General features: G+C 66.5%; 21 protein-coding genes. 7 read left to right on the top strand and 14 right to left on the bottom strand.

The features are described from left to right. The first annotated feature begins 83 nt into the window (after window positions 1-83). Window positions 84-854 carry an SDR family NAD(P)-dependent oxidoreductase gene (locus CHRYSEO8AT_RS01770; RefSeq protein ID WP_135193322.1) on the top strand — a complete coding sequence of 257 codons (771 nt, stop codon included), beginning with the start codon at window positions 84-86 and terminating at the stop codon, window positions 852-854. 43 nt (window positions 855-897) lie between these two features. Continuing rightward, on the top strand, window positions 898-1,824 hold the full coding sequence (locus CHRYSEO8AT_RS01765) for a lysophospholipid acyltransferase family protein (RefSeq protein WP_159845379.1): 927 nt from the start codon (window positions 898-900) through the stop codon (window positions 1,822-1,824). On the opposite strand, the gene CHRYSEO8AT_RS01760 is transcribed toward CHRYSEO8AT_RS01765, so the two are convergent. The 5 genes from CHRYSEO8AT_RS01760 to ileS form a co-directional block, all read right to left on the bottom strand. Beyond that, the gene (locus CHRYSEO8AT_RS01760) at window positions 1,770-2,276 is read right to left on the bottom strand and encodes a response regulator (protein WP_159845376.1); all 507 of its coding nucleotides are present in this window, start codon (window positions 2,274-2,276) and stop codon (window positions 1,770-1,772) included. The two genes, CHRYSEO8AT_RS01765 and CHRYSEO8AT_RS01760, sit on opposite strands and share 55 nt — an antisense overlap. 66 nt (window positions 2,277-2,342) lie before the next feature. Then, complete coding sequence (locus tag CHRYSEO8AT_RS01755) at window positions 2,343-3,200, bottom strand: M23 family metallopeptidase (protein ID WP_159845373.1); 858 nt, start codon at window positions 3,198-3,200, stop codon at window positions 2,343-2,345. Continuing rightward, entirely contained in the window at window positions 3,197-3,397 is a 201-nt protein-coding gene (locus tag CHRYSEO8AT_RS01750; protein ID WP_159845371.1) for a DUF2093 domain-containing protein, read from the bottom strand. The genes CHRYSEO8AT_RS01755 and CHRYSEO8AT_RS01750 overlap by 4 nt, the downstream gene beginning before the upstream one ends. A gap of 40 nt (window positions 3,398-3,437) precedes the next feature. Beyond that, complete coding sequence (locus CHRYSEO8AT_RS01745) at window positions 3,438-4,691, bottom strand: cation:proton antiporter (RefSeq protein WP_159845368.1); 1,254 nt, start codon at window positions 4,689-4,691, stop codon at window positions 3,438-3,440. A gap of 731 nt (window positions 4,692-5,422) precedes the next feature. Further along, window positions 5,423-8,332, bottom strand: a complete 2,910-nt coding sequence (gene ileS / locus CHRYSEO8AT_RS01740; RefSeq protein WP_159845365.1) for an isoleucine--tRNA ligase — start codon at window positions 8,330-8,332, stop codon at window positions 5,423-5,425. Window positions 8,333-8,651: 319 nt separating this feature from the next. Here ileS and CHRYSEO8AT_RS01735 point away from each other — a divergent pair, with 319 nt between their 5' ends. Further along, window positions 8,652-9,548 (top strand): hypothetical protein, encoded by an 897-nt coding sequence (locus tag CHRYSEO8AT_RS01735; RefSeq protein ID WP_236547383.1) that lies wholly within the window; start codon window positions 8,652-8,654, stop codon window positions 9,546-9,548. A 129-nt stretch (window positions 9,549-9,677) separates the two neighbouring features. Here CHRYSEO8AT_RS01735 and CHRYSEO8AT_RS01730 read toward each other — a convergent pair whose 3' ends face one another. Further along, window positions 9,678-12,563 carry a pitrilysin family protein gene (locus CHRYSEO8AT_RS01730; RefSeq protein ID WP_159845362.1) on the bottom strand — a complete coding sequence of 962 codons (2,886 nt, stop codon included), beginning with the start codon at window positions 12,561-12,563 and terminating at the stop codon, window positions 9,678-9,680. Window positions 12,564-12,662: 99 nt separating this feature from the next. Continuing rightward, a complete protein-coding gene (locus CHRYSEO8AT_RS01725; RefSeq protein ID WP_159845360.1) occupies window positions 12,663-13,196 on the bottom strand; it encodes a PadR family transcriptional regulator in 534 nt (177 codons plus the stop codon). 54 nt (window positions 13,197-13,250) lie between these two features. Between CHRYSEO8AT_RS01725 and CHRYSEO8AT_RS01720 the strand changes: the two genes are divergently transcribed. Next, window positions 13,251-14,111, top strand: coding sequence for a retropepsin-like aspartic protease (locus tag CHRYSEO8AT_RS01720; protein WP_159845357.1), 861 nt, complete (start codon window positions 13,251-13,253; stop codon window positions 14,109-14,111). A gap of 21 nt (window positions 14,112-14,132) precedes the next feature. Here the strand turns inward: CHRYSEO8AT_RS01720 and hfaD are convergent, their stop codons facing one another. Genes hfaD through hfaA form a run of 3 tightly spaced genes read right to left on the bottom strand, consistent with a single transcriptional unit; the run spans window position 14,133 to window position 16,775 of the window. Continuing rightward, window positions 14,133-15,395 (bottom strand): holdfast anchor protein HfaD, encoded by a 1,263-nt coding sequence (gene hfaD, locus CHRYSEO8AT_RS01715; RefSeq protein WP_236547382.1) that lies wholly within the window; start codon window positions 15,393-15,395, stop codon window positions 14,133-14,135. Continuing rightward, window positions 15,322-16,338 (bottom strand): holdfast anchoring protein HfaB, encoded by a 1,017-nt coding sequence (gene hfaB, locus CHRYSEO8AT_RS01710; RefSeq protein ID WP_159845353.1) that lies wholly within the window; start codon window positions 16,336-16,338, stop codon window positions 15,322-15,324. Before hfaB ends, hfaD begins: the two co-directional genes overlap by 74 nt. Beyond that, complete coding sequence (hfaA, locus tag CHRYSEO8AT_RS01705) at window positions 16,335-16,775, bottom strand: holdfast anchoring protein HfaA (RefSeq protein ID WP_159845350.1); 441 nt, start codon at window positions 16,773-16,775, stop codon at window positions 16,335-16,337. The genes hfaB and hfaA overlap by 4 nt, the downstream gene beginning before the upstream one ends. A gap of 119 nt (window positions 16,776-16,894) precedes the next feature. Between hfaA and CHRYSEO8AT_RS01700 the strand changes: the two genes are divergently transcribed. Beyond that, window positions 16,895-17,569: a rhomboid family intramembrane serine protease gene (locus tag CHRYSEO8AT_RS01700; RefSeq protein WP_159845348.1), complete on the top strand. Its 675-nt coding sequence runs from the start codon at window positions 16,895-16,897 to the stop codon at window positions 17,567-17,569. 106 nt (window positions 17,570-17,675) lie between these two features. Continuing rightward, window positions 17,676-18,101 (top strand): CBS domain-containing protein, encoded by a 426-nt coding sequence (locus CHRYSEO8AT_RS01695; protein WP_159845345.1) that lies wholly within the window; start codon window positions 17,676-17,678, stop codon window positions 18,099-18,101. Between the two features lie 187 nt (window positions 18,102-18,288). Here the strand turns inward: CHRYSEO8AT_RS01695 and CHRYSEO8AT_RS01690 are convergent, their stop codons facing one another. From CHRYSEO8AT_RS01690 to CHRYSEO8AT_RS01675, 4 genes are all read right to left on the bottom strand, one after another. Then, window positions 18,289-18,699 (bottom strand): hypothetical protein, encoded by a 411-nt coding sequence (locus CHRYSEO8AT_RS01690; RefSeq protein ID WP_236547381.1) that lies wholly within the window; start codon window positions 18,697-18,699, stop codon window positions 18,289-18,291. A gap of 49 nt (window positions 18,700-18,748) precedes the next feature. After that, on the bottom strand, window positions 18,749-19,369 hold the full coding sequence (gene pth / locus CHRYSEO8AT_RS01685) for an aminoacyl-tRNA hydrolase (protein ID WP_159845342.1): 621 nt from the start codon (window positions 19,367-19,369) through the stop codon (window positions 18,749-18,751). Between the two features lie 87 nt (window positions 19,370-19,456). Beyond that, a complete protein-coding gene (locus tag CHRYSEO8AT_RS01680) occupies window positions 19,457-20,098 on the bottom strand; it encodes a 50S ribosomal protein L25/general stress protein Ctc (RefSeq protein ID WP_159845339.1) in 642 nt (213 codons plus the stop codon). A gap of 134 nt (window positions 20,099-20,232) precedes the next feature. Continuing rightward, window positions 20,233-22,521, bottom strand: a complete 2,289-nt coding sequence (locus tag CHRYSEO8AT_RS01675) for an ATP-binding protein (RefSeq protein WP_159845337.1) — start codon at window positions 22,519-22,521, stop codon at window positions 20,233-20,235. Window positions 22,522-22,667: 146 nt separating this feature from the next. Between CHRYSEO8AT_RS01675 and CHRYSEO8AT_RS01670 the strand changes: the two genes are divergently transcribed. After that, window positions 22,668-24,065, top strand: a complete 1,398-nt coding sequence (locus CHRYSEO8AT_RS01670; RefSeq protein ID WP_159845334.1) for an ATP-binding protein — start codon at window positions 22,668-22,670, stop codon at window positions 24,063-24,065. Window positions 24,066-24,137 lie beyond the last annotated feature (72 nt).

Here is a 24,137-nt window from a genome sequence, read left to right as displayed (position 1 = left end):
GGAATCGCCCGAGTATCAGGCTATCAATGTCATTCGGCTAGAGCGGGACGATAAATATCCCCGCCAGAACCACGGGAAACGCAATGGAACTGTTCGATCTGACCGGCAAGGTCGCAATCATCACCGGATCGTCGCGCGGAATCGGCAAGGCGATCGCCGAACGGCTGGCCGAACACGGCGCAAAGGTCGTCATCTCGTCGCGCAAGGCCGGGCCGTGCGACGAGGTCGCCGCCGAGATCAACGGCAAGTATGGCGAGGGACGCGCCATCGCGGTTCCGGCCAACATCGCCTCCAAAGAGGATTTGCAGCGGCTGGTGGACGAGACCAACGCCGCCTTCGGTCAGATCGACATCCTGGTCTGCAATGCCGCGACCAATCCCTATGCCGGGCCGATGGCGGGAATCGCCGACGATCAGTTCGAGAAGATCCTTCAGAATAACGTCATCTCGAACCATTGGCTGATCCAGATGGTCGCGCCGCAGATGGTGGAGCGCAAGGACGGGGCGATCCTGGTGATCTCGTCCATCGGGGGCTTGCGCGGCAACGCCCTGATCGGCGCCTACAATATCTCCAAGGCGGCGGACATGCAGCTGGTGCGGAACCTGGCGGTGGAATGGGGACCGTCGAACGTGCGGGTCAACTGCATCGCGCCGGGCCTGGTCCAGACCGACTTCGCCAAATATCTGTGGGAGAATCCCGAGCTGCTGAAGACGGTCACCGAGCCCGCGCCGCTGAAAAGGATCGGCCAGCCCGATGAAATCGCGGGCACGGCGGTCTATCTGTGCAGCCCTGCGTCGGCCTATGTGACCGGGCAGACGCTTGTGGTGGACGGTGGGTTGACGATTGCCTGGTGAAGACACGCGCTCAAGCCGCCCGAAGGGCGGTAGCGCAAAAGATGTGCGGCAAGATTTGATCTGGCGTCTGGAGGCCTTGGGCTTCCAGGCGTTGTTCGGCTTCCTGCGCCTGCTGGGCGTCGAACGGGCGTCAGGGCTGGGTGGCTGGCTGCTGCGCTCGCTGGGGCCGCTGACCGGCACGCAGAAGACGGTGATGCGCAATCTGCGGATCGCGTTTCCCGACATGGGCGCCACTGAGCGCGAGGCGCTGGCGCTGGCCCAGTGGGATCAGACGGGGCGGACGTTCGCCGAGCTGGCCGTGATGGATCGGCTGACGCCCGAGGGCGGACGTGTCGAGGTGGTCGGGATGGAGCGGCTGCACGCCTTGCGCGACAGCGGCCGGCCGGCGGTGCTGATCTCCGGCCATCTGGCCAACTTCGAGGTGATGGCGGCGGTGATCATGGCCTCGGGCGTGCCGTGCCAGGTGACCTATCGCGCCGCCAACAATCCTTATGTGGACGCTCTGATCCGCCAGAGCCGCGAGCGGTACGGCATCCGCCTGTTTGCGCCCAAGGGCGACGGAACTCGCGAGCTGATGGCGGGGATGAAGCGCGGCGATTCCATCGCCCTGCTTGTCGATCAGAAATACAATCAGGGGCCGGAGGTCGAGTTCTTCGGTCAGCCGGTGAACGCCTCGCCGGGGGCGGCGCGGCTGGCGCTGAAGTTCGATACGGTCATGCTGCCGCTGTCGGTGGTGCGGCTGCCGGGCGTGCGGTTCCGGGTGACGGCGCACGAACCGATCGTGGTCAGCCAGAGCCAGGACAAGGCGGCCGATACCCTGGCAGGGATTCAAGCCGCCAACCGTTTCGTCGAGGACCGCGTGAGGGAGCATCCCGTGGACTGGTTCTGGGTCCACAAGCGCTGGCCCGACAAGGTCTATGCGGCGTTGGAGCGCGAGGCGTCCGACGCGCGGCGGAACGGGCCGGAATAGTCCGGCGTCTCGCGGCGCCGGCGACAGGGGCCCACGTAGTCGTCGGTCTTGATGAAGGCGCGGGGCCGCATGATGACGGCGTTGATCCGGTCCAGCACGGCCTTGGCGGTGAGGGGTTTGACGATGAACTCGGTCACCCCGGCGTCGCGGGCCTCATAGACGCGGCTGCGCTCGGAATGGCCGGTCATCATGATGATCGGCAGGAAGATATTGGGGCTGTCGGGGCTGGTGCGGACCAGGCGGGTGAACTCGACCCCGTCCAGCGGGAACATGTTGAAATCGACGATGGCCAGGTCGATGGGGCAGCGTCGCAGCAGGTCGAAGGCGGTCGCGCCCTCGGCCGCCTCATGGACGTTGCGGATATCGGCCGAGTGCAGCACGGCGGCGGCGATGGCGCGCATGTTCTGATTGTCGTCCACGAGCAGGACGTTCAGCGATCTGAGAGAAGACATCGGTCCCCGACGAATGGCGACCGGACGCTAAGGGGCTATACCTAGTCCCGCAAGCGTAGCCATTGATCAAGCCAGCGTTTGCGGCGCGAAGGCGCCGACCATCAGCGACGGGTCCAGATTGCGGTCGCGCCACTTCATGCGCCAGCACAGGTGCGGGCCGGTGGCGCGGCCGGTCATGCCGACGCGGCCCAGCGGATCGCCGCGTCGCACGCGCTGGCCCTGTTCCACGTCCAGGCGGGACTGGTGCAGATAGCAGGTGATCAGGCCCTGGCCGTGGTCGATCAGGGTCAGGCCGCCTTCGAAATGCATGTTCGGTCGCACGAAGGCGATGCGGCCGTCGGCGGGGGCGCGGATCACGCTGCCCTGGGGGGCGGCGAGATCGATGCCGTAGTGAGGGCGGGCGGGCGTGCCGTTCAGGATGCGCTGGGCGCCCCAGGCGCTGGAGACGCGGTAGCTCTCCAGCGGCCAGATGAAGCCGGACTTGAAGTCGTCGGCGTCGATGCGGCTGGCGAAGCCCTCGGTCTTGAGGGCGATCTCGCGCTGGATGCGGGCCAGCAGGGCGGGGTCGCTGGGCTCGACGGTCGAGGGCGGCAGGCCGTTCACGCTGGTCGAGGGGAAGGCGTAGGGGGCGATGTCGAGGGTACGGCGAGCCGAGCGATCGTCGGCGCGGGCCTCGATCTGGACGCTGGAGGCGGCGTCGCGGTCGAAGCCGATGACGAACAGGCCGGCGGCCGAGGCGGTGGTCAGCGCCTCGCCATCGACGAAGATCAGGGCGCGCGGCGTGGTGCGACCCAGGGCGTAGCCGCCCTGGCGCCAAGCCCCGTTCAGGGCCAGCGGAAGAGCGTTTCGATCTTGGGCCGCCAGCGGTGCGGCGATCAGGCTGGCGCCCGCGCCGGTCAGCAGGGCGCGGCGCGACGGGGTCATGTCGCGGCTTTCTGGGCCGCGATGAATTCGGCGGGTCCGAAATAGGGCTGCTGGCGCGTCGGGCTCCAGTAGCGGAGGATCTCCAGCGGGATCGGCTTGTCCGTCACGGCGCAGCGCACGAAGCGGCCGGGCTTCAGCACCGCGAACTCGCCGTCGCCATAGTGAAGAACGGCCTGGTCTGCTGCGGTCATGTCCATGATCGGACGATAGCGGGCGTCGCGCGGTGCGAAAAGGGGTTCAGGTCGTGGCTACCGCATCCGTGATCGGACCGTCGGCGGCAGGCGGGCGGGTCGCGCTGGCCGGGGGCGGCTTGGGCTTTCCGCCCATCCGGTCGGTGAACAGGAAGACGAACGGGTTCAACGAGATCGACAGCAGGGCGGCGGCCAGGATCAGGTCGTGGGTCTCGCGGCTCATGGCGCCCAGGGACACGCCGAGCGCGGCCAGAATGAAGGAGAACTCGCCGATCTGGGCCAGGGACGCCGCGACGGTGAAGCCGGTGGGGCGGTCCAGTTTGAAGGTCTTGGTGATGACCAGGGCGGCGACCGACTTGCCGACGATGACGATGCCCAGCACGCCCAGGACGGCCCAGGGCTGGCGCACCACGATCATCGGGTCGAACAGCATGCCGACCGAGACGAAGAACAGCACGGCGAAGGCGTCGCGCAGCGGCAGGGACCGCTCGGCCGCATTGTGACCCAGGGGCGAGGCGTTCATCACCAGGCCGGCCAGGAAGGCGCCGAGGGCGAACGAGTGGAACAGGAAATAGGCCAGCCAGGCGATGCCCAGGGCGATGGCCAGAACGCCCAGGGTGAAGAGCTCGCGCGACTTGGTGTGGGCGATGCGGATCAGCAGCCAGGGAATGACCTTGCCGCCGACGACCAGCATGCCGACCACGAACAGCACGACCTTGAGCAGGGTCAGACCGACGTCGGTCCCCAGGGCTGCGAAGTCCGTCTGGGTTCCGGGCGGGACCAGGATCATGGGCAGCATGACCAGGGCGATGACGATGACCAGATCCTCGACGATCAGCCAGCCGACGGCGATGCGGCCGATCTCGCCCTTGACCTGTTTGCGCTCCTCCAGCGCCCGCAGCAGGACGACGGTGGAGGCGACGGACAGGGCGAAGCCCATCAGCAGGGCCTCGACATCGCCCTGGCCCAGCACGAACCGGCCCAGACCCCAGCCCAGCACGGTGGCGACGGCGATCTGAACCAGGGCGCCGGGGATGGCGACCTTGCGGACCTGCATCAGATCCTTGGGCGAGAAGTGCAGGCCGACGCCGAACATCAGCAGGATGACGCCAATCTCGGCCAACTGCGGCGCCAGTTCGGTGTCGGCGACGAAGCCGCCCGTATAGGGGCCGACGACGACCCCGGCGACCAGATAGCCGACCAGGGGCGACAGTTTCAGCCGATGCGCCAGCATGCCGAACACGAAGGCGAGGACGAAGCCCCCGACCAGGGTGAGGATCAGGCTGTCGGCATGCGGCATCAGGGCTCCTGTCGCGAGCGAAGGTGTGATTTTGGCTAGGCTTTGCAGTTGGGGCGCTGGGGTGCGTTTGACAAGATGACGCAGTGTCGCGCGGGACGGAAAACGGCTTCGTCTTCGCGCTTTCGCTGCGAAGTTTATGGAGGGCTGGGCGGAGCGCCGGGCCTTCGCCCGGAGTGTGAGTTTGTAAGTACCGTTTCGACGAAGGGTATGACGCTCCGCGCGGTTGGTTGGCCTGCAAGCTCGGGGCGTCGAGCGGTGGCGGTCTTATCGCCTAACCCCATAAGCCTGCGACGGGTCGGCGGGGTCTGCGAAACCCCGTCCCGAGTGCGATCGAGTATCCCCCTCGACCCTTCGACACCGCTCCATGAGTCGATGTCAGCGCGAGCCGTTTCAGACCCGCTCCCGTTCCATCCGCTCCCGCCGCCGCAAGGTCGCAGGCCAAGCGAGCCCTCCATGCGACGGGACGGGTGTATTATGCGGCGGTTTGACACCGTGGGCAGGAGAAGGGGGACATAATTCGGCAAGCGATTGGATTCGCTGCGAATGGACCAGCGTCATTGTGATGGCTGAGCATCGTCTCCTCCCCCTTTTGTGGGGAGGTGGCGCGGCGCTTCTTCAGCGCCGTGACGGAGGGGTTCTTCACCGCATCGCAGCCGCCTGTGGGACTTCGAGAGCCCCTCCACCGCTTCGCGGTCCTCCTCCCCACAAGTGGGGAGGAGACGTTGTTGTGGTCAGCCGTGCGTCTGGTCCCAATACCGAACCGCATCGGCGTCGCGGGCCGATAGGTCGGGATAGGCGGGGTCGGAGCCGACGTCGGGGACGCGGCGCCAGGAGCGGGCGCATTTGGGGTGGTCGGCGGTGGCGACCGTGACGGAGATGGTCTCGCCTTCGACCAGGTCGGCGCCCGAGGTGCGGAAAATCTCGGCGGCGTCGAGGCCGTCGAACGGGGCGAAGGCCGAGGCCGGGGCGGTGACCGTGGGCCAGGCGTCGAGGGCGCCGCCGATCAGCTTCTCACGACGGGCGGCTTCCAGCGATTCATTGACGACTTCCAGGACCGTGTTGATCGCGGCCCAACGCGCGGCCTCGGCCGGGTTGTTCCATTCCGCTGGTGTCTCCGGGATCACCCGGGCGCAGTTCGTCCCCGCATCCGGGAAGCGCGTCGTCCAAGCTTCTTCCATCGTGAAGGGCGTCAGCGGGGCCAGCCAGGCGGTGAGGCGCAGGAAGACCTCGTCCATCACGGTGCGGGCGGCGCGACGGCGCAGGCTGTCGGGGCGGTCGCAGTAGAGGGCGTCCTTGCGGATGTCGAAATAGAGGGCCGACAGGTCGTTGGAGCAGAACTCCAGCACCGGACGGACGACGTCCTGGAAGCGGTATTCAGTGTAGGCGGTGCGGACCTGGGCGTCGAGTTCGTGCAGGCGGTGCAGGATGAACCGCTCCAGCGGCGGCATCTGGTCCAGCGGCAGGCGTTCGGCTTGGTCGAAATCGGCCAGGGCGCCCAGCAGATAGCGGACGGTGTTGCGAAGCTTGCGATAGGCGTCGACCGTGGTCTGGAGGATCTGTTTGCCGATCCGCTGGTCCTCGGAATAGTCGACCAGAGCCACCCACAGACGCAGGATGTCGGCGCCGCTCTCCTTGATGATGGTCAGAGGATCGGTGGTGTTGCCCTTGGACTTGGACATCTTCTCCCCCTTCTCGTCGAGGGTGAAGCCGTGGGTCAGGACCGCCTTGAAGGGGGCGCGGCCACGGGTGCCGCAACCTTCCAGCAGCGACGACTGGAACCAGCCGCGGTGCTGGTCGGAGCCTTCCAGGTAGAGGTCGGCCGGCCAGTGGGCCGGGCGGTCGCCGGTATAACCGTTTTCCGGCAGGCGCGGGTCCAGGGTGAAGGCGTGGGTCGAGCCGGAGTCGAACCAGACGTCGAGGATGTCCTCGACCTTTTCGTAGCGGGCCGGGTCGTGGGCGCCCAGGAAATCGGCGTCGGGTGCGGTGAACCAGATGTCGGCGCCGTGTTCGGCGACGGCCGTGACGATCCGGGCGTCGACCTCGGGGTCATGCAGGGGGTGGCCGGTCTGTTTGTCGATGAACATGGCGAGCGGCGTGCCCCAGGCGCGCTGGCGGCTGACCAGCCAGTCGGGACGGCCCTCGACCATCGAGCGGATGCGGTTCTTGCCGGCGGCGGGGTGGAAGGCCGTGTCGTCGATGGCCTTCAACCCTGTCTCGCGCAGGGTGTCGCCCGACTTCAAAGGCTCGTCCATGCGGATGAACCACTGGGGCGTGTTGCGGAAGATGATCGGGGCCTTGGAGCGCCACGAGTGCGGATAGGAGTGTTCCATCCGGCCGCGCGCCAGAAGGTTTCCGGCCTCGATCAGCTTTTCCATCACCGCGCCGTTGGCGGGGCCGAATTTGCCGGTCTTCTTGCCTTCGGTCTCCAGCACCTTGAGGCCCGCGAACAAGGGAACGCCAGGATAATAGGCGCCGTCGGGATCGACCGTGTCCGGCACCTCATGATGACCATGGGCCTTCCAGACCTCGAAGTCGTCGGCGCCGTGGCCCGGCGCGGTGTGGACGAAGCCCGTGCCCGCGTCGTCGGTGACGTGGTCGCCGGCCAGCAGGGGCACGGAGAAGCCATAGCCGCTGTCGAGCGCCGCCAGCGGGTGGGCGGTTTCCAGGCCCGAGGGATTGATGTCGTAGACGCGGGTCCAGGCGGCGATCTTGGCGGCCTTGAACACGTCCTCGGCCAGTTTGTCGGCCAGGATCAGGCGGTCGCCCGGCTTGGCCCAGGGGGCGAACTCAAGCCCCTCTTCCATGGCCGTGACCTCGTACAGGCCATAGGCGATCTCGGGGCCGTAGCTGATGGCGCGGTTGGCTGGGATGGTCCAGGGCGTTGTGGTCCAGATGACGATGGACGGGGTGCTGGAGCGGAAGGCCAGCAGGTCGTCGGGATGGTCGTCGGACATGGCCGTGACCGGAAACTTGACCCAGATCGTGGGCGACACATGGTCGTGGTATTCGATCTCGGCGTCGGCAAGCGCGGTGCGCTCGACCGGCGACCACATGACGGGCTTGGAGCCGCGATAGAGCTGGCCCGAGTTCTTGAACTTGTGGAACTCCGCGACGATGGCCGCCTCGGACGTGAAGTCCATGGTGGCGTAGCGGTTGGCGAAGTCGCCGGTGATGCCCAGGCGTTTGAACTGGTCGCGCTGAAGGTCGATGTATTTGCCGGCGTATTCACGGCAGGCGGCGCGGAACTCGTCCTTGGAGACCTCGTCCTTGCGGCGGCCCTTGGCGCGGAACTGTTCCTCGATCTTCCACTCGATCGGCAGGCCGTGGCAGTCCCAGCCGGGGACGTAGTCGACGTCATAGCCCAGCAGGAAACGGCTGCGGACCACGAAGTCCTTCAGCGTCTTGTTCAGCGCATGGCCGATGTGGATGTCGCCGTTGGCGTAGGGCGGGCCGTCGTGCAGGACGTAGAGGGGTGCGTTCTGCTTCTGCCGCTGGGCGCGCAGCGTTCCGTAGAGGTCGCCCCACTGTTCCAGGATGACCGGCTCCTTCTGGGGCAGGCCGCCGCGCATGGGGAAGGGCGTCTCGGGCAGGAAGACGGTGTCGCGATAGTCGCGGGCGGTGGATTCAGGGGCGTCGGCCATGGGTCGTCTCGGAGTCTTTTAGAGTTACGTTCGCTGTTCTTCGCCCTATCGCGCTTCGCGCTGCTTGAGGGCTGTCGATCCCGGCGTGCACGGGGCCATGAGGCCCAGAGGCGCTACGCCGGGCGGCTAATCGAAATCAGGCGAATGGAGACGCGGACGGTCATTATGCGGGCGGTCTAGCAGACGGATGCGGCATTGCGCCATCCCGAAGGATGCGGCGCATCAACGGAAACGAAAGGCTTTTGTCGTTTTGGTGAATGCAGGATCGGCTGGCGTCTTGCCCAGTCGACACGAAATCTACGTTTGGGAGTTCCCGCCGATGCGGCTGCGGATCACGAAATGGATGCTGGGCCTGGCGGCCGGCCTCGTCGTCTCGGCGGGCGCCGGGGCGGCTTTGGCGCAGTGCAATGGAGGCTGCGAGCCGCCGCCCTGCACCTCGTGCGAGCCGCCGCCGCCTCCGCCTCAGCCACCCTGCAACGGCGGTGAAAACTGCGGTCCCGGTGGCGGCGGAAACTGGAACGGCAACATCAACACCAACGTCAATGTGAACGTGAACCTTGGCGCGAACGCCAATGCAAACGCGGGCGCGAACGCCAACTCGGGCGCGCGGTCGTATCTGAACGCACGGGCGGGCGGGTTCTCGGGCAGCTATGGCGGGGGAGGCGGCGCGGCTTATGTCAGCGTCGATCAGCCCTATCCGACCACGATCCAGGGCCTGGCCGTCGAGGGCATGGTCGCCCAGACCATCCGCACGCCCTACAGCGCCTTCCGCAGCATGATGAAGCGCGTCGTCATCCAGGCCGTCTGCATTGACGACCGCCAGGTGCCGCACCCCGCCTCGCAGGTGCGGCCGGATCGCGAGATCGCGGATGGGTTCGACGGCGAGCTTTATCGCTGCCTGTCGGGCACATGGCTGCAGGCGACCATAGCGGACTATAACGGCGACATCAGCTTCGATCACGGCACGACCCTGACCTGCCGCAAGCACGAGGCGCTGTGGTACGGGCCGGAGGGCAGGCTGGAATGCCGTCCCGAAAAGCCCGAGCGCGATTGCAACGAGCGGTCGCTGCTGCGTCGCTACGGCGCCGGGGTGAAGATCCTGACGATGTATCGCGAAGAGGAATACACCGAATACCGCGAGGAACAGGTCGAGAGCGCGACCGTGCTGACCGGGGTCATCACCCTGGACGGCGGCGTCGGCGGCCGGGTGTTCTGAACGGGAGCCAAACACGTCCGTTCAGCCGCCGATCAGGCGGGAAGTGAGATAGCAAGACCGTCGGCTCTCCGTCGACGATCCTGATGACTGGCCCCGGTTCGCAAGAACCGGGGCCTTTTTCTTGGGCGCTTATTGAGCCGCGGCTTGTGCCGTGACGGTGGCGCGCCAGGCGGCGTCGGACTTCAGATACTGGCGGGCCAGGGCCTGAAGGTCGGCGGCGGTGACGGCTTCCAGGGTGGCGACCTGGCTGCGGGTCTGATCCAGGGTCGCCGGGTCAGTCTGGGCCTGGGACAACTGGGTCAGCCAATAGCCGTTGTCGGCCATACTGCGGCGGATACGCTCGACCGCCGGGCGACGGGCGCGGTTCAGCTCGTCGTCGCTGACCGGGTTGTCACGCAGGTCGGCCGCGATGGCGTCCACCGTCTCGAACAGTTTCGGCAGGGCCGAAGGCGGCGTCTCCGCCGTCACCGAGATGAAGCCGTAGCCGGGGAAGACGTCCGAGGCGCTGGAACCGGCGCTGGGCGAATAGGCCAGGCCCTGTTTCTCGCGGATCTCGTCGTTCAGGCGCAGTTGCAGCACGTCAGACAGGATCGACAGCTGACGCGCGGTCTTGCGGTCCGCGATCTGATCGGTCGTCGGCCAGGCGACGAAGCCCAGCGCCTGTTCGGCCGAGCCGGTGTGGTGCAGTTGAACGGGAGTCGCCACCGGGGCGGGGAACTTGCGTTCGGCCGAACCGGCGGGCGGGGTCGGCTTGGCGCCGCGCGCAGGCAGGGCGCCGAAGGTCGAGCCGACGGCGTCGATGACGGCGTCGATGTCCACGTCGCCGACGACGGTGATCTCGACCGGCCCCTGGGCCAGGGCCGAGCGGACGTCGGTGCGGATGTCGTCGATCTGGATGGCCGCGATCTGTTCGGCGGTCGGGGTCATCTCACGCGCATCGCCGCCGGCCAGCAGGCCCGAGGCGTCACGTTGGAACACCCCGCGCGGCGTCGCGCCCAGTTGGGCCAGGATCTGCGGGAACATGGCCTTGGTCTGTTCGAATGTGGCGCCGCGCAGACCGGGGTCGGTCAAATAGGCGGCCAGGACCTGAAGCTCCAGTTGGAGATCAGCGGGCTTGGTCGCGCCGGCGAAGATGTAGGCGTCGGGCGCCTGATTGACCGCAGCGCTGTAGGTCCGGCCGCTGAGGACGCGGTTGATCTCGTCCAGGCTCAGCTTGCCGAGCCCGCCGGGCGCCAGAACCGTGCTGGCCATCGACAGGGGCGACACGGCGTCGGCCGGCATTCCCAGTTCGCCGATGCCGGTGCGGGCGCTGACCAGGATCTGTTCGGCGCGGAAGTCGGTCTTCTTGATGTTCAGCAGCGTGCCGTTGGGGAAGCGGACCAGGGTGGCGCCCAGGTCGGCGACCTCGGTGCGGGCGGCCGGGACGGCGGCGGCGCCGAAGCTGTCATAAGGCCATTTCAGTTCGGCTTCGGCGGCGCGAGCCTGAACCGGAATGTTGCGCGACGCCTCCAGGGCGGCGGTGACGGCGGCCTCGCCGCCCTCGACAGGAACGGGCGAGCTGAAGAGGAGCAGCGGACCCTGACCCTCGAACACGGCTTTGGTCGCCTGATTGACCTGATTGGCGGTCAGGCCCTGAACGGCGGCGTTGAACAGATCAAGATTGGTCTGGGGCGCGCTGAAGACCTGATCGTCATTGACGGCGCCCAGCAGGCCGGTGGCCAGGGCGGGGGTCGAACGGGTCGCAGCCGAGGCCACGGCGTTCTGAAGCGCGGTGCGGGTGTTGACGATCTCGCGCTGAAGCTCGGCGTCGGTCACGCCGTATTCGGCCAGACGACGGCTTTCCTGTTCCACGCTGTCCAGCGCGCGCTGCCAGCCGCCGGGGTTGAAGGCGACTGACAGGGTCCCCGCGTCCAGGCTGTCGAACAGCGACTGATAGCCGGCGCCGGCGCCGATGAAGGGCGGGTTGTCGGCGCGGGCGATCTCGCCCAGGCGACGGTTCAGAACGGCCAAACCCAGGCCGCGACGGACGTCGGCGGCGCGTTCGGCCACCGTGTCGGGTTCCAGGTCAGGGTTCTTGATCCAGTTCAGCTGGATCGAGGACTGGATGCCCGGCTCGACCAGAATGCTGGTCTGAGGCTCACGGGGGGCGACGGTTCCCAGATCGGGTTCCGGACCGTCGGCGGCGGTGGGCTTCCAATCGACGAAGGCGTTGCGGACCTTGGCCTCCATCGCGTCCACGTCGAAGTCGCCCACGGCGATGAAGGTGGCGCGCGAGGGACGATAATAGGCGTCATAGAAATCGACGAACCGTTGGCGCGGCGCGGTGCGGATGATGTCGAGGTCGCCGATCGGCAGGCGTTCGGACAGGCGCTGGCCGGGCGCCAGCAGACCCAGCTGGGTCTTCAGCACGCGCAGTTGCGGCGTGTCACGGGTGCGTTCCTCGCCGACGATGACGCCGCGCTCGGAATCGATGGCGGTCGTCTCCATCAGGGCCGCCGACATCATCTCACGCAGGATGTGCAGGCTGGGGTCGACCGTCTCGTCCTTGGTGTTCGGCAACTCCAGCATATAGGCGGTCTGATCGAAGCTGGTGAAGGCGTTGGTGTCAGCGCCGAAGGCCAGGCCCAGGCGCTCCAGGATGCGCAGCATCTCGTTTTCCGGCACGTCCTTGGTGCCGTTGAAGGCCATGTGCTCCATGAAGTGGGCCAGACCCTTTTGGTCGTCGCGCTCCATCAGCGAGCCGGCGTCGATGCGCAGGCGGAAGGACGCCTGGCCCGGAGGCGTCGCATTGTGCAGCAGGGCGTATCGCATGCCGTTGGGCAGCAGGCCGTAACGGACGGCGGGGTCGGCGGGAATGTCGCTGGCGGCCTGGGCCCAGGGGGCGGACGGCGCGACCTGGCCGGCCGAGGCGGCGGGGGCTGGGGCAGTCTGGGCGAGAGCAGGAGCGGCGAACGCCCCTGTAGTCAGGGCCAGTCCCGAGACGGCGACGAGCAGCAGATGACGCGCAGAACGCATTGTATCACTCCGAAACCGCAACCCCCGATGGCGCGATCCCGGATGTGTAAAGTGAGCTTGCCTTCCCGGCAAGCTGGGCCGACGAACCTTACCGACTTGTCATGTTTGGCTCAGCCGGTGGGGCGGCTGTTGCATAAGCCACCGGCTCCGCATCTTCTGAAGATCGATCGACCATTCGGTGCGAGCGCGTTCCACCTCATCGAGTGTATCAAGAGAGGTGATCAACCGTTCCAGCTCCTCGTCCACCGCGTGCTGAAGGCGTCGTAAAGCTTCGGCGCGGACCGTCGGATCGAGGGTGGCCCACAGGCCGGAGCGCAGTCTGAACGGATCGACGCCGACACTCGTCGCCCGCACCGGGTCGCAAATCCAAGCTTCCAACGCCGCGATGCCTTGCGGCGATAGCGACAGGCGCGTGCCCTTGCGACCCGTAGTGATCGGCTTGGTCTCGATCAATGCGGCGTCGGCCAAGCGCCGGATGGCGGGATAGACCGCACCGGCGCTGCCGCTCCATTCGACCGAGGGCGATGTCTGGAAGGCGCGACGCACCTGAAACGCCGTGTCGTGTCCGCGATGGTGGATTTCGGACAGCACCGCCCCTTCCAACTCGGTCAGAGAAGATGAAGGCGTTTTCATTTGACGCTTCGCCGGTAATTGGTCCTAATCGTACCAATTATTTGGAAGGTGTTCATGCGTCATCTGCTTTCAGGCTCGGCTCTCGTCGCCGGCATCTTGTTTAGCCCGTTATGCGTCTGGGCGCAGGCGGAGCCGCCGACCATCATCAATCTTTTCCAATCCAACGACCGGGTTTTGGTCATGCTGACGATTGGCGACAACCCGCCGATCCCGGCGGTCTTCGACACGGGGACAAATGGCAATGTGATCGACATCGGCGTCGCCGAGCGGTTCGGCCTGGAAAACAAGGGTGGCTCACGATCCATCGATGGGAGCACCGGCAAGCCTGTGCCGGGGTTCGAGACCTTCATCGCGAACGCCAGCCTGGGCGGCGCCCCGATTCAGGACGCCCGCGCCACCGCCATGGCGTTCGATCACCCGAATGAAGTCGCCATCATCGGCCCCAACAGCTTTCCGGGGCAGTACGTCCTGATGGATCTCGGGCGGAGCCGGCTGGTCATCTATGAACCCGAACGGGAGCCTGAGGCGGGGGAGGGGACTGCCTATCTTGGAGAGGGCGGCGCGGCCCTGCCTTCGCTCAACATCGAGCTGGAAGGGCGTTCGATCGCGGCCATACTCGACACGGGAAACAACAGCGATTTCTTGCTGCCGCTCAGCCTGGCGAAGGATCTGCCGCTAGAGGGGGAACTGGTCGTCATCGGTCACGCCACCTCGGCCGCCGGGGTTCAGGATGTGTATGAGGCGCGACTGACGGAAGACATCACGGTCGGCGGTTTGGTCATCCATCGACCGAAGGTCCGATTTATCGAGGGTGGCCGTCCCAACATCGGCATGCCGGTGTTGCGGCAGTTGAAGCTGATGTTCGATCCGGTCCAGCGAAAGACCTGGATCGTCGGTAGTCCTGCCGCCAACTAGTTGCGGCAGACTTCCAAGGCGTCAGCCGCCGGGGCGGCTGACGTAGAAGGTGGCGGTGTTGCCGACGGCGTTGGCGCCGACGACGGCGGTGCGGCCGGAGCCGACCGTGGCGCTGGTGGTCGCGGTGACATTGCCGCTGTTGGTCTGGTTGTTGGTGATGTTGACGTCGCCGCCGCCGCACTGGGTACAGGCGTAGCCGGTCACCGCATTGCCGACCGCGTCGGCGCCGACATAGGCGTCATAGCCGTTGACGCCGACATAGGTGGCGTTGGCCTCGACCCCGCCGGAGTTCAGCTGGGTGTTGTCCAGCTTCAGATAGATGTCGTTATTGCCGGCGACGGTCTCGTTGGCGACGCTGCGGGCGGCCAGCACTGTCTGGCCCTGGAGATTGGTCTGGACGCGGGCGTCGGCGCGGACGCGGCCGGCGTTGGTCTGGTCCGTCTCGATCAGCATCGAGCCGCCGGCGTTGGCCGTGATCGCCTGGTTGGCGCCGGCGTTGGCGCCAACCGTCAGATCCCAGGCATTATCGACGTAGACGTCGGTGCGGGCCTCGGTCGTCGAGGCGGCGTTGGACTGACGGATGGCCAGGTCCTGATGCGAGGCGCCGGTCGTATTGGTCTGGACCGAGTTGGCGACGGCCTGGGACGAGAAGGTGGCGGGGGCGGGGATGTACTGAACGTCGGCGACGGTCTCGGCGAAGACGGTGGTCTGGGCCGTCTGGTCGATCACGCCGGTCAGCGAGGAGGAAGGGCCGCCCATGGCGACGGTGTTGGCGACGGCGGCGCTGGTCGCAAAGCCGCCCTGGAGCACTCGGCCGCCCGGCGCCTGGACATAGGTTCCGGCCTGGACGCGGTCGCCGGTCGCGGACTGGGTCGCATCGACGGCGAAGGTCGCGCCGTTGGTGGTTACGCCCAGATAGTTGCCGCGCGCGGTGGTCTGGACGCTGAGCTGGCCGTCGGCCTCGCCGTTCACGACGACGTTGCTGCGGGCCACGGTCGCCCCGGTCATGGTCTGGCGCGAGACAAGGCCGGCGGACGCAGCCGTCACCCCGCCCGCGAGCGCATTGCCCTGGGCGCTGGTGCTGACAGTCACCTGATCGACGGACATGTCGATGTCCACCAGACCGGTGACGTCGCCGGTCTGAATCTGGGTGCTGGAACAGGCTTCGCCGGCTTGCGGATCGCAGGCCGGTGTCGCTTGCGCGCTCGCTTCAGTAGCGAGAACGGCGAACGTCGCCGTCGCGGCTATCATTCCAGCGAGACGGATCGGCGCGGGTCTGGCCATTGTTCGTGTCCTGAGTGGGATAGGCCGGATAATAACCGCCGGTCGGACCGACGGTGGAATCGCCGAGCGGATCGTTTGCGGCGTTGAGGCAGATTTCGGGGCCGGGAGCCCCATAGAGATTGGCCATGAACTCGACTGTGGCCCTTTCGACCAGGGCGCGGACGGCCAACTGCGTCGGCTCCATCCCGCCCGTGCCGGCCGAGATGTCGAACACATTGCCGTTCAGGAAGTCGAACACGCCGGCCGAGATTTCGCGGCCGATGATCTGCTTCTGATAGGAGACGACATCGACGACCTCGAGCGTGGTCGTCTGGACCAGGCGCAGGTCCATGGCGATGTTCATCACATAAACGCGGTGGTTCAGCATGGTCGAACCGGGGCGAGCGGAGTTGATCTCGCCCTGGCCGATGTCGAAACCGCCCGAGCGGATATTGTAGTTCACCTCGGTGATGCCGCCGACGACATAGAAGTCGGAGCCGGGCACCTGGCCGGCCAGGATGCGGCGGTACTGGGTGTCCTCGGGGCCCTGGGCGTCGGGGGCCTGGTCGCCGATCAGCTTGTTGTTGGCGTAGCGCAGTTCCAGCTCGGACACCGAGGTGTCGTAGCGTTCGACGATCCGCGCGCCGGCCTTGGCCAGGGCCGAGTTGGCCATCAGGGAGGCGCCGCCGGTGATCTGGCGTCCGCCATCCGAAGAGACCGTGCCGGTGTAGTCGCTGATCCGGCCCACGGCCATGCGCGGCGAGGGCAGGTTGTAGCGACGGGCGTAGTCGGCCAGGCAATAGAGCGCGGCGGAATAGGGGGTCGGGTTGGCGGTCACCGGCGCATTGCCGATCGGGGTCGCATATTGACCCGACGGACCCGCGACCGGGCTGACGCAGCCGGCGAGCAGAAGGGCGACGGCCGAGACAGCGGCTCCCCCTTTGATGAGATGGCGGCGGCTCATGGCAGGTTGATGTTCCCGTTCAGGGCCGTGCCGGCGTTGATCGCGCCGGTGTTGGTCTGGGTCGAGTTGACGATGACGGTGTTGCGGTTGCCCTGGACCACCACGTTCAACTGGTTGCCGATGGCGGTGGAGCCGCCGATGGTCGTGCCGCCGTTGCTGGACGAGCCTGCGCCCGCATAGGCCGAGGCGACGCCGCCCGACTGGCTGGAATAGGATGAGGCGCCGGACTGGATGATGCCGTTGACGATCAGGCGGTTGCCGTTGGCGTCTCGGGTATAGCCGGTGGTCGCGGTGTTGGCGGCCGTGCGCGCGCCGCCGTAACCCTGCTGGAAGCGCGATGCGCCGCCCGAACCCGTCGATTGCGCGGCGGCCGGCAGGCTCGCTGCGGCCACGACGGCCACGACGGCGGTGGATAGAAACAGCCTCTTGGCGGGCATTACGATGGTTCCTTGCGCGCAAACGAACGCCGGACCCCGAACGCGATCCGCAGCCCAACCTGCATTAAGGTTATTAAGAAGCGCTTGATGTCGCAGGAGGCCTTGCGCATTTGTGCGCCATGTCAGACGCACACGGTCGATTCGACGGGCCTTCCAACGGCAAGCCGCCCAGAGAGAAGGCGTTCAACGTCCCGCTGGTCGTGCTGCTGATCGCGCTGTCGATGCCGGTGCTGTTCTACTTCCAGCGGCAGTTGCCCGACATGGGGATGAGCATGGCCTTTGCGCCTGCCGATCTGGAGCAGGGACGCTGGGGCGGACTGCTGACGGCCATGCTGCTGCACGGCGGCTGGACCCACGCCATCATGAACGCCGTCGCGGCGGTCGCTTTCGGCTCGCCGGTCGCGCGGCTGTTCGGCGGCAGGATGGGGCCGACGGTCTTCCTGCTCTTCTATGTGGCGTGCGGGGTGCTGGCGGCACTGGCCTATGGGCTGATCCATTGGGGTTCCACAGAGCCGATGGTCGGGGCGTCGGGCGCCGTGTTCGGGCTGATCGGGGCGGCGACGCGGTTGATGGGGGGGCAGGGCAGGGTGCTGGCCCTGACCGACCGTCACGTGATCGGCGCGGCCATCGCCTGGATGGCCGTCAATGCGGTGACTGGCCTGATCGGTTATGCGCCTGGCGCCGAGGGCGCGCGCATCGCCTGGGAAGCGCATGCCGTCGGCTTCGTGGTCGGGCTGCTGGCCATCGGGCCGCTGGCGCGTCTGTTCGGCAAGGGCGTCGTTGTCGGCGAATGATCAGGGGCGTTTGCTTCCTGACGCCGGCTGAGCGATCATCGGTTCCCGAGCGGCCCTGTCGCCATCCCGGCCCTGCGGTCGTCTCTTATAGAGAGAAGGAGCCGCGATGTTCGTCGCCGAAATCCTCAAGACCAAGGGAAACGCCGTCTTCTCCATCGCGCCCGACCTGACGGTGACGCAGGCGTGCGCAGAACTGGAGCAGAAACGGGTCGGGGCGCTGGTTGTCTGTGACGGCGACCATGTCGTCGGGGTCTTCTCCGAACGGGACGTGGTCAAGGCCCTGGCCGCCGATGGCGCCGGGGCGCTGGATCGCCCGGTCTCCGACTATATGACGGCCAAGGTGATCTTCGCCGAACCGGGCGAGGAGATGTCGGCCCTGATGACCCGCATGACCGATCGGCGCATCCGACATCTGCCGGTGATGCAGGCCAAACGACTGGTCGGCGTCATTTCCATAGGCGACGTGGTGAAATGCCAGATCGCCGAGCATGCCGAGGAGGCGGCGAGTTTGCGCACTTACATCGCGGGCTGACGAGGCGCTGGCTTCTCGTTGACTCGTGCTCTTTGAGAAACTTCCCCCTGGATGTCAGAATCTGGTTGCGGACAAAACGCGGTCTACGTATAGAGCCGCCTCGCTCGGAAACGGGCTGGCCGACGGGGCCGCGGGGGTTCAAATCTCCAAGGTCCCACGGAAGGAGGAGTTGAAAAACTTCTTGCTTTCATCGGTTGGTTTCACTAGGTTCCGCGCTCCAATCGAATCGCCGACGGGTTTTAAGAGGTAAGCCTCGCTTTCCTCCGGTGGTTTCTTGCGGGGCGGGGGCATAGACGACGCGTTCGACGGTGCGAACGCCCGGCGTCGGCTGTGGCGCGGGCGGGCAGGGCAGGGCGGCGGCCAGGGGCATGACGCATGCGGCGCACTTGGCCCCGACATGCTTGTTGACCGGGCCGTCCATCCCGCCAGACTGGATCGTCTGCGGCCCTTCGGCCGAACAGATGATCAGCGGATGACCGGGCTGAACCGCCGCCAGCGCCGCAAAGGGCAGCAGGGTCCCAAGCATCAGCGCGAACACCGCCGCCAGGAAGGCGAGCGATTTCGAGGTCGACCAATTATCGGCCTGGGAGCGGGTCACGTCTCGCCTCTACGGCGTTTCGCGGCGGCGGGATAGGCGGCGGTTTGTCCTAGAGTTCGCCGCGCGCGGCCTGGCGCGGGCTGAACTTGGGCGCGGGAGCCAGGCGCATGACTTCGCCCTGATAGCGTTCGTCGTCGCCGCCGGCGGCGAAGGGCAGGGCGTCAGCGCAGGCCTGGAGCATCGCATCCAGCCACGGCTGTTCGGCCTTGTGGAAGTCGCCCAGGACGTGGGGCATGACCAGTTCCTTTTCGCCCGGATGGCCGACACCCATGCGCGCGCGGCGGAAGTCGGGGCCCAGGTGGCTGATCAGCGAACGGACGCCGTTCTGGCCGGCCGCCCCGCCGCCGGTCTTCATGCGGAACCGGCCGGGGGCCAGATCGATCTCGTCGTGGAAGACGATGATCTCACTGGGTTTGATCTTGTAGAAGCGCGCCGCCTCGCCGACGGCCCGGCCGCTCTCGTTCATATAGGTCTGGGGCTTCATCAACAGCACCTTGACCGGGCCGTCCGCCGTCTCGACCTGGCCCTCGCTGACGATTGACTGGAACTTGGCCCGTTCGGGGCCGAACCGCCAACGACGCGAAATCTCGTCGGCGGCCATGAAGCCGATGTTGTGGCGGTTCTTCTCGTATTTGGCGCCCGGATTGCCGAGCCCGGCGATGATGATCATGGCGTCCTCATGCCGTGTGCGTCAGGCAAAGAAAAGCCCCGCCGCGGCGAACCGGGCGGGGCGCAATCTTCTCGGAGAGACGAAGGATCAGTCTTCGGTCTTCTCGACCGGAGCGACTTCGGCTTCGGCGGCGTCAGCGGCTTCATCGGCGGCAGCCGACAGGGCGGCCGACGAGACCTTGATCGTGGCGATCACGAAGTCGCGGTCGGTGATGGTGGCTTCCGCACCCTTGGGCAGGTTGATGTCCGACATGCGGATGGTGTCGCCGATCTCGGCCTTGGCCAGGTCGACAACCAGTTCTTCCGGGATCTGGTCGGCGCGGACCAGGATCTCGACGGCGTGACGCACGACTTCCAGCGAACCGCCCTGACGCGAGAACGGGGCTTCGTCGGCGTTCGCGAAGTGGACCGCCACTTCGATCTTGACCGGGGCCTTGGCGTCGACGCGCATCAGGTCGAAGTGCAGGGGACGGTCCGACACGGGGTCGAACTGCACGTCCTTGGCGATGACCGGCTGGGTCTCGTCGCCATACTTCAGGGTCACCAGGTGGCCCAGCAGCTTGCCGGTGTAGAGGGACTTGCGGAAGTCCTTCTCGTTCACCGAAATGGCGACGGGGGCTTGCTCGCCGCCGTACAGGACGCCCGGCACGAAACCAGCGCGACGCGCAGCGCGAGCGCCGCCGGTGCCGACGCCATCGCGGACGTCCACGTTCAGAATGATCTCGGCCATGTGGCTCGCCTCAACAACAACGGAAACGCCGCGCCAACTCGTAGGCTCTCGCGGCGGGGGTGATGAACCCTCGAATTCAAGAGCGCGGGCTATTACACGCATCAAGCCCAGGGCGCAACCGTCAAAGGTTCCGCTTAAGCCGCTTGCGCCCGGTCCTTCAGCAGCGAAGCGGGCGCTGCGACGATGCCCAGCAGTTCGGCGGCGTTGAACGGCTTGGCCAGATGGTGGTCGGCCCCCGCCGCGCGTCCGGCGGCGACGTGCTCCGGCATCGCGTTGGCGGTCAGCATGACGATGGGCGTGCGGCCTAGCCCCATCGTCGTCTCGTGCAGGCGAATCTCCTGCGTCGCCGTCAGCCCGTCCATGATCGGCATCTGCATGTCCATCAACACCAGGTCGAACGCATCGGCGCGGAAGGCTTCCAGCGCCTGGGCGCCGTTCTCCGCGATCACGATTTGGGCCGAGGTCTGGGCGAGAATCAGTTCTATGACGCGGCGGTTGGTCGGATGGTCGTCCGCCACCAGCACCCGCACCGCGCGCTGATCGTCGTCGGCATAGGTCTCTACAGCCAGAGGCTCCTGGCTCTTAGGGGCTTTGCATTGCCTCAGCGGCAAGGTCAGGATGAAGGCGGCTCCGCCGCCCGGCTCGCTTTCGCATCCCAGGTCGCCGCCCATCATTTCCGCCAACTGACGGCAGATGGACAGACCCAGGCCCGAGCCGCCGAACTTGCGTGTGATGCCGCCGTCGGCCTGTTCAAATCGGCTGAACAGCCGGCTGCGGGTCGCGGCGTCGAAGCCGATGCCGCTGTCCTCGACGGTGAAACGCAGCACCGGTCGCCGGTCCTGATCCTGGCCGCGCTGAACGATTAGCCCGACGAAGCCCTGGCTGGTGAACTTCACCGCATTGGAAATCAGATTGGTCAGCACCTGTTTCAGGCGCACGGCGTCGCCCAGCACCCACACATCGTCCTCAAGATCGATGTCGACGTGGAAGTCCAGGTGCTTCTCGCGGGCGTTCTCGGCATACAACTGAGCCGCCTCGCGCACGACGGTCGCCAGTTCGAAAGCGTCCTCGGTCAGCTCCAGCTTGCCCGATTCGACGCGCGCCAGATCCAGGATGTCGCTGAGCAGGGTCTGCAGAGTCTTTCCCGAAGCCTGCATCAGATCCAGCATCTCGCGCTGGTCTGGCGTCAGTTCGGTCTTGGACAGGGCCTGAGATAGACCGATCACGCCATTCAGGGGCGTGCGGATTTCGTGGCTCATATTGGCCAGGAATTGGCTCTTGGCGACATTGGCGGCCTCGGCAGCGTCGCGGGCCTCGGCCAGGGCCTGGGCGTCGCGCTTCAGGTCGGTGATGTCGTTGCAGACCGTGACCGTGCCGCCTTCCGAGGTGCGACGATCCTGGATGCGCAGCCAGCGCCCTCCGGCGACCTGCTGCTCGCTGTTGGACGACAGATGACGCCGTGCCTCCATCCGCTCGTTCAGCCATTCCTCCTCGCGCCCCAGCGCCTCGGCATAGCGGCCTTCGTCGATGCCGATCCGCAAGGCTTCGCGGAAGGACAGACCGACGATGAGGTGGGGTTCAAGCTCGGGGTTCACCTCGGTATAGCGAGCGTTCCACAGCACCAGCCGGTCCTTCGAATCATAAAAACCCAGCCCGTCGGGCATGGCGTCGACCGCCTCGCGGATGCGGCGCAGCGCGATCGTGCGCGACATATAGGCCATGACGCCAAGAGCGCCGGCGACACCGCAGATCAGCAGCAGGATGGCGCCCAGCAGCACGCGCATGGCTTCGGTCGAAATGCCCAGATCGGTTGAAACGGTGGGGTCGGGCGTGATGCTGATCGCCGCCATGCCCACGAAATGAAGCACGATCACGGTCATCGACAGGCCAGTGGCCGTGACCAGCAGGCGTAAGGCCCCGCCGCGATGATAGAAGAAGGCGGTCGTGCATCCGATGGTCATGGCCCCGATGATAGAGGCCGCCACCATGCCGGGATCCCAGCTGATATGCGCCGGGCCCTTTATGGCGGCCATGCCGAGATAATGCATGGCGCCGACGCCTGCGACAGCGATAACAGCGGCCAGGACGCGCCAGATTCTGCCCTTGCCCATCATGGTGGAGCCGATCGTCAGGCCGATCATCGCAAGGGCCACGCCGAGCGAAGCCAGTGTCAGAAACAGATCGTAGCGCACCGGCACCCCGGCGATGAAACCCTGCATGGCTACGAAATGGGTCGCCCAGATCGACAGGGCGCCGATCACGGTCGCCATGAAGACCGCACGTCTGCGACGCAGAGGGTCGCGGACGCTCATCCGCTGCATAAAGCGGGTCGAAACGCCTAGACCGACCAGGCAGATCAGGGCCGCAAACACAGTGATCCGCCAGTCGTGATCGCGCGTGATGCAAAAGATGATGCGGTCCACGAGGCCTCCCCTTGCAGACACAGTCGCAGAAAATCCTAAATAAACCGTGCGGCGAAGCTTCATCAATCTAAAGGCTGTCGGAGCGCCGTCACAGAATCCGTGCAAGGATCGCAAAACGCGTTCCACAACGAGGTCGCTCTCCCTCCATGCCTTACGAAGTCTCGCCATCGCCCGTCGCGCCGGTTTCCACCTCGCGACTATGGACGGTGGGCGCCAGCATCGGCATCGCCATCGTGATCCTTCTGATCCTGGCGATTCTGCATCCCGAGCTGGCGAACTGGCTGGTCGGCGGGGCCTTGGTCGTGGCGGCTTCGGCCTGGCTTCTGAATATGTCGGAAACGGCGGAGACCGCTCCCGCCGCAAGTGACGGCGGGCAGGCGGAGTCTTCGACGGATATCGTGACAGGGGACCTACTGGATCGGGTGTTCGAGGCGCTGGACGATCCGGTGCTGGTCGTCAGCGGGGGCGAGCCGGACGACATCGCCGGCCGACGCATCGTCATGGCCAATGGCGCCGCGCGCGACCTTCTGCGGATACAGCGTCAGGGCGCCTTGCTGGTTCAGGTCATTCGCGAACCCGGCGTGCTGGAGGCGGTGGACGAGGCCCTGTTCGGGGGCACGGCCCGCACCACGGACTATGCGACGGGCGGGCAGAGGGATCGGCGCTGGCGGGCCTGGACGCGGCCTTTGTCCGTTGAGGCTGGAACGCTGCCCGGGGCGGAACTGGCCCTGCTGATCCTGCGCGACGAGACCGACGCCCGGCGCACCGAAATGATGCGTGTCGACTTCCTGGCCAACGCCAGCCACGAGTTACGCACGCCGCTGGCCTCGCTGAGCGGCTTCATCGAGACGCTGAAAGGTCACGCCCGCGACGACGTCGCTGCGCGCGACCGATTCCTCGACATCATGTCGGCCCAGGCGGACCGGATGGGGCGTCTGGTGGCGGACCTGCTGTCGCTCAGCCGCATCGAACTGAACGAGCATATTCCGCCCTCGGGCCGCGTCGATCTGGACCGCGCCGCCTCCGATGTGGTGGACGCCATCAGCGTGCTGACGCGTGAAAAAGAGATCGTCATCGCCTTGGATCAGGGGGAGGCGAGGGCGTCGATCAGTGGGGATCGCGACGAGATCCTGCAGGTCGTGCAGAACCTGCTCGACAACGCCGTCAAATATTCGTCACGGAGCGGGACGGTCGAGATTTCGGTCCGGTCGGACCTGTCGTTCGACGAAGCCTGGGCGTCTCGCGTGCCCGGCGCGACCCGGTTGCCGCTGGTCACCCCTGACCGCGCGTCCGGCATCTCCTACGCTGCGGTGACGGTGCGGGATCATGGACCCGGCATGGCGCGCGAACACCTGCCACGGCTGACCGAGCGCTTCTATCGGGTCGAGGGCCAGAAGAGCGGCGAGCGGCAGGGGACTGGCCTGGGGCTCGCCATCGTCAAGCACATCATCAATCGGCATCAGGGCGGCCTGGTCGTCGAAAGCGCACCCGGCATGGGCGCGGCCTTCACCGCCTGGTTTCCCCAGCCGGCCGAACGGCGCTAGAGCCGCGACGGACCGTCGCTGTCACCCAACTGTCATCGACTCGTCGTAATCCGCTGACCATTCACAGGCAGT

The sequence above is a fragment of the Brevundimonas sp. G8 genome (assembly GCF_902506205.1).
Taxonomy (GTDB): Bacteria; Pseudomonadota; Alphaproteobacteria; order Caulobacterales; family Caulobacteraceae; genus Brevundimonas.
Note: the sequence above shows the minus strand (reverse complement) of the source record. Positions and strands in the feature narration are given on the sequence as shown.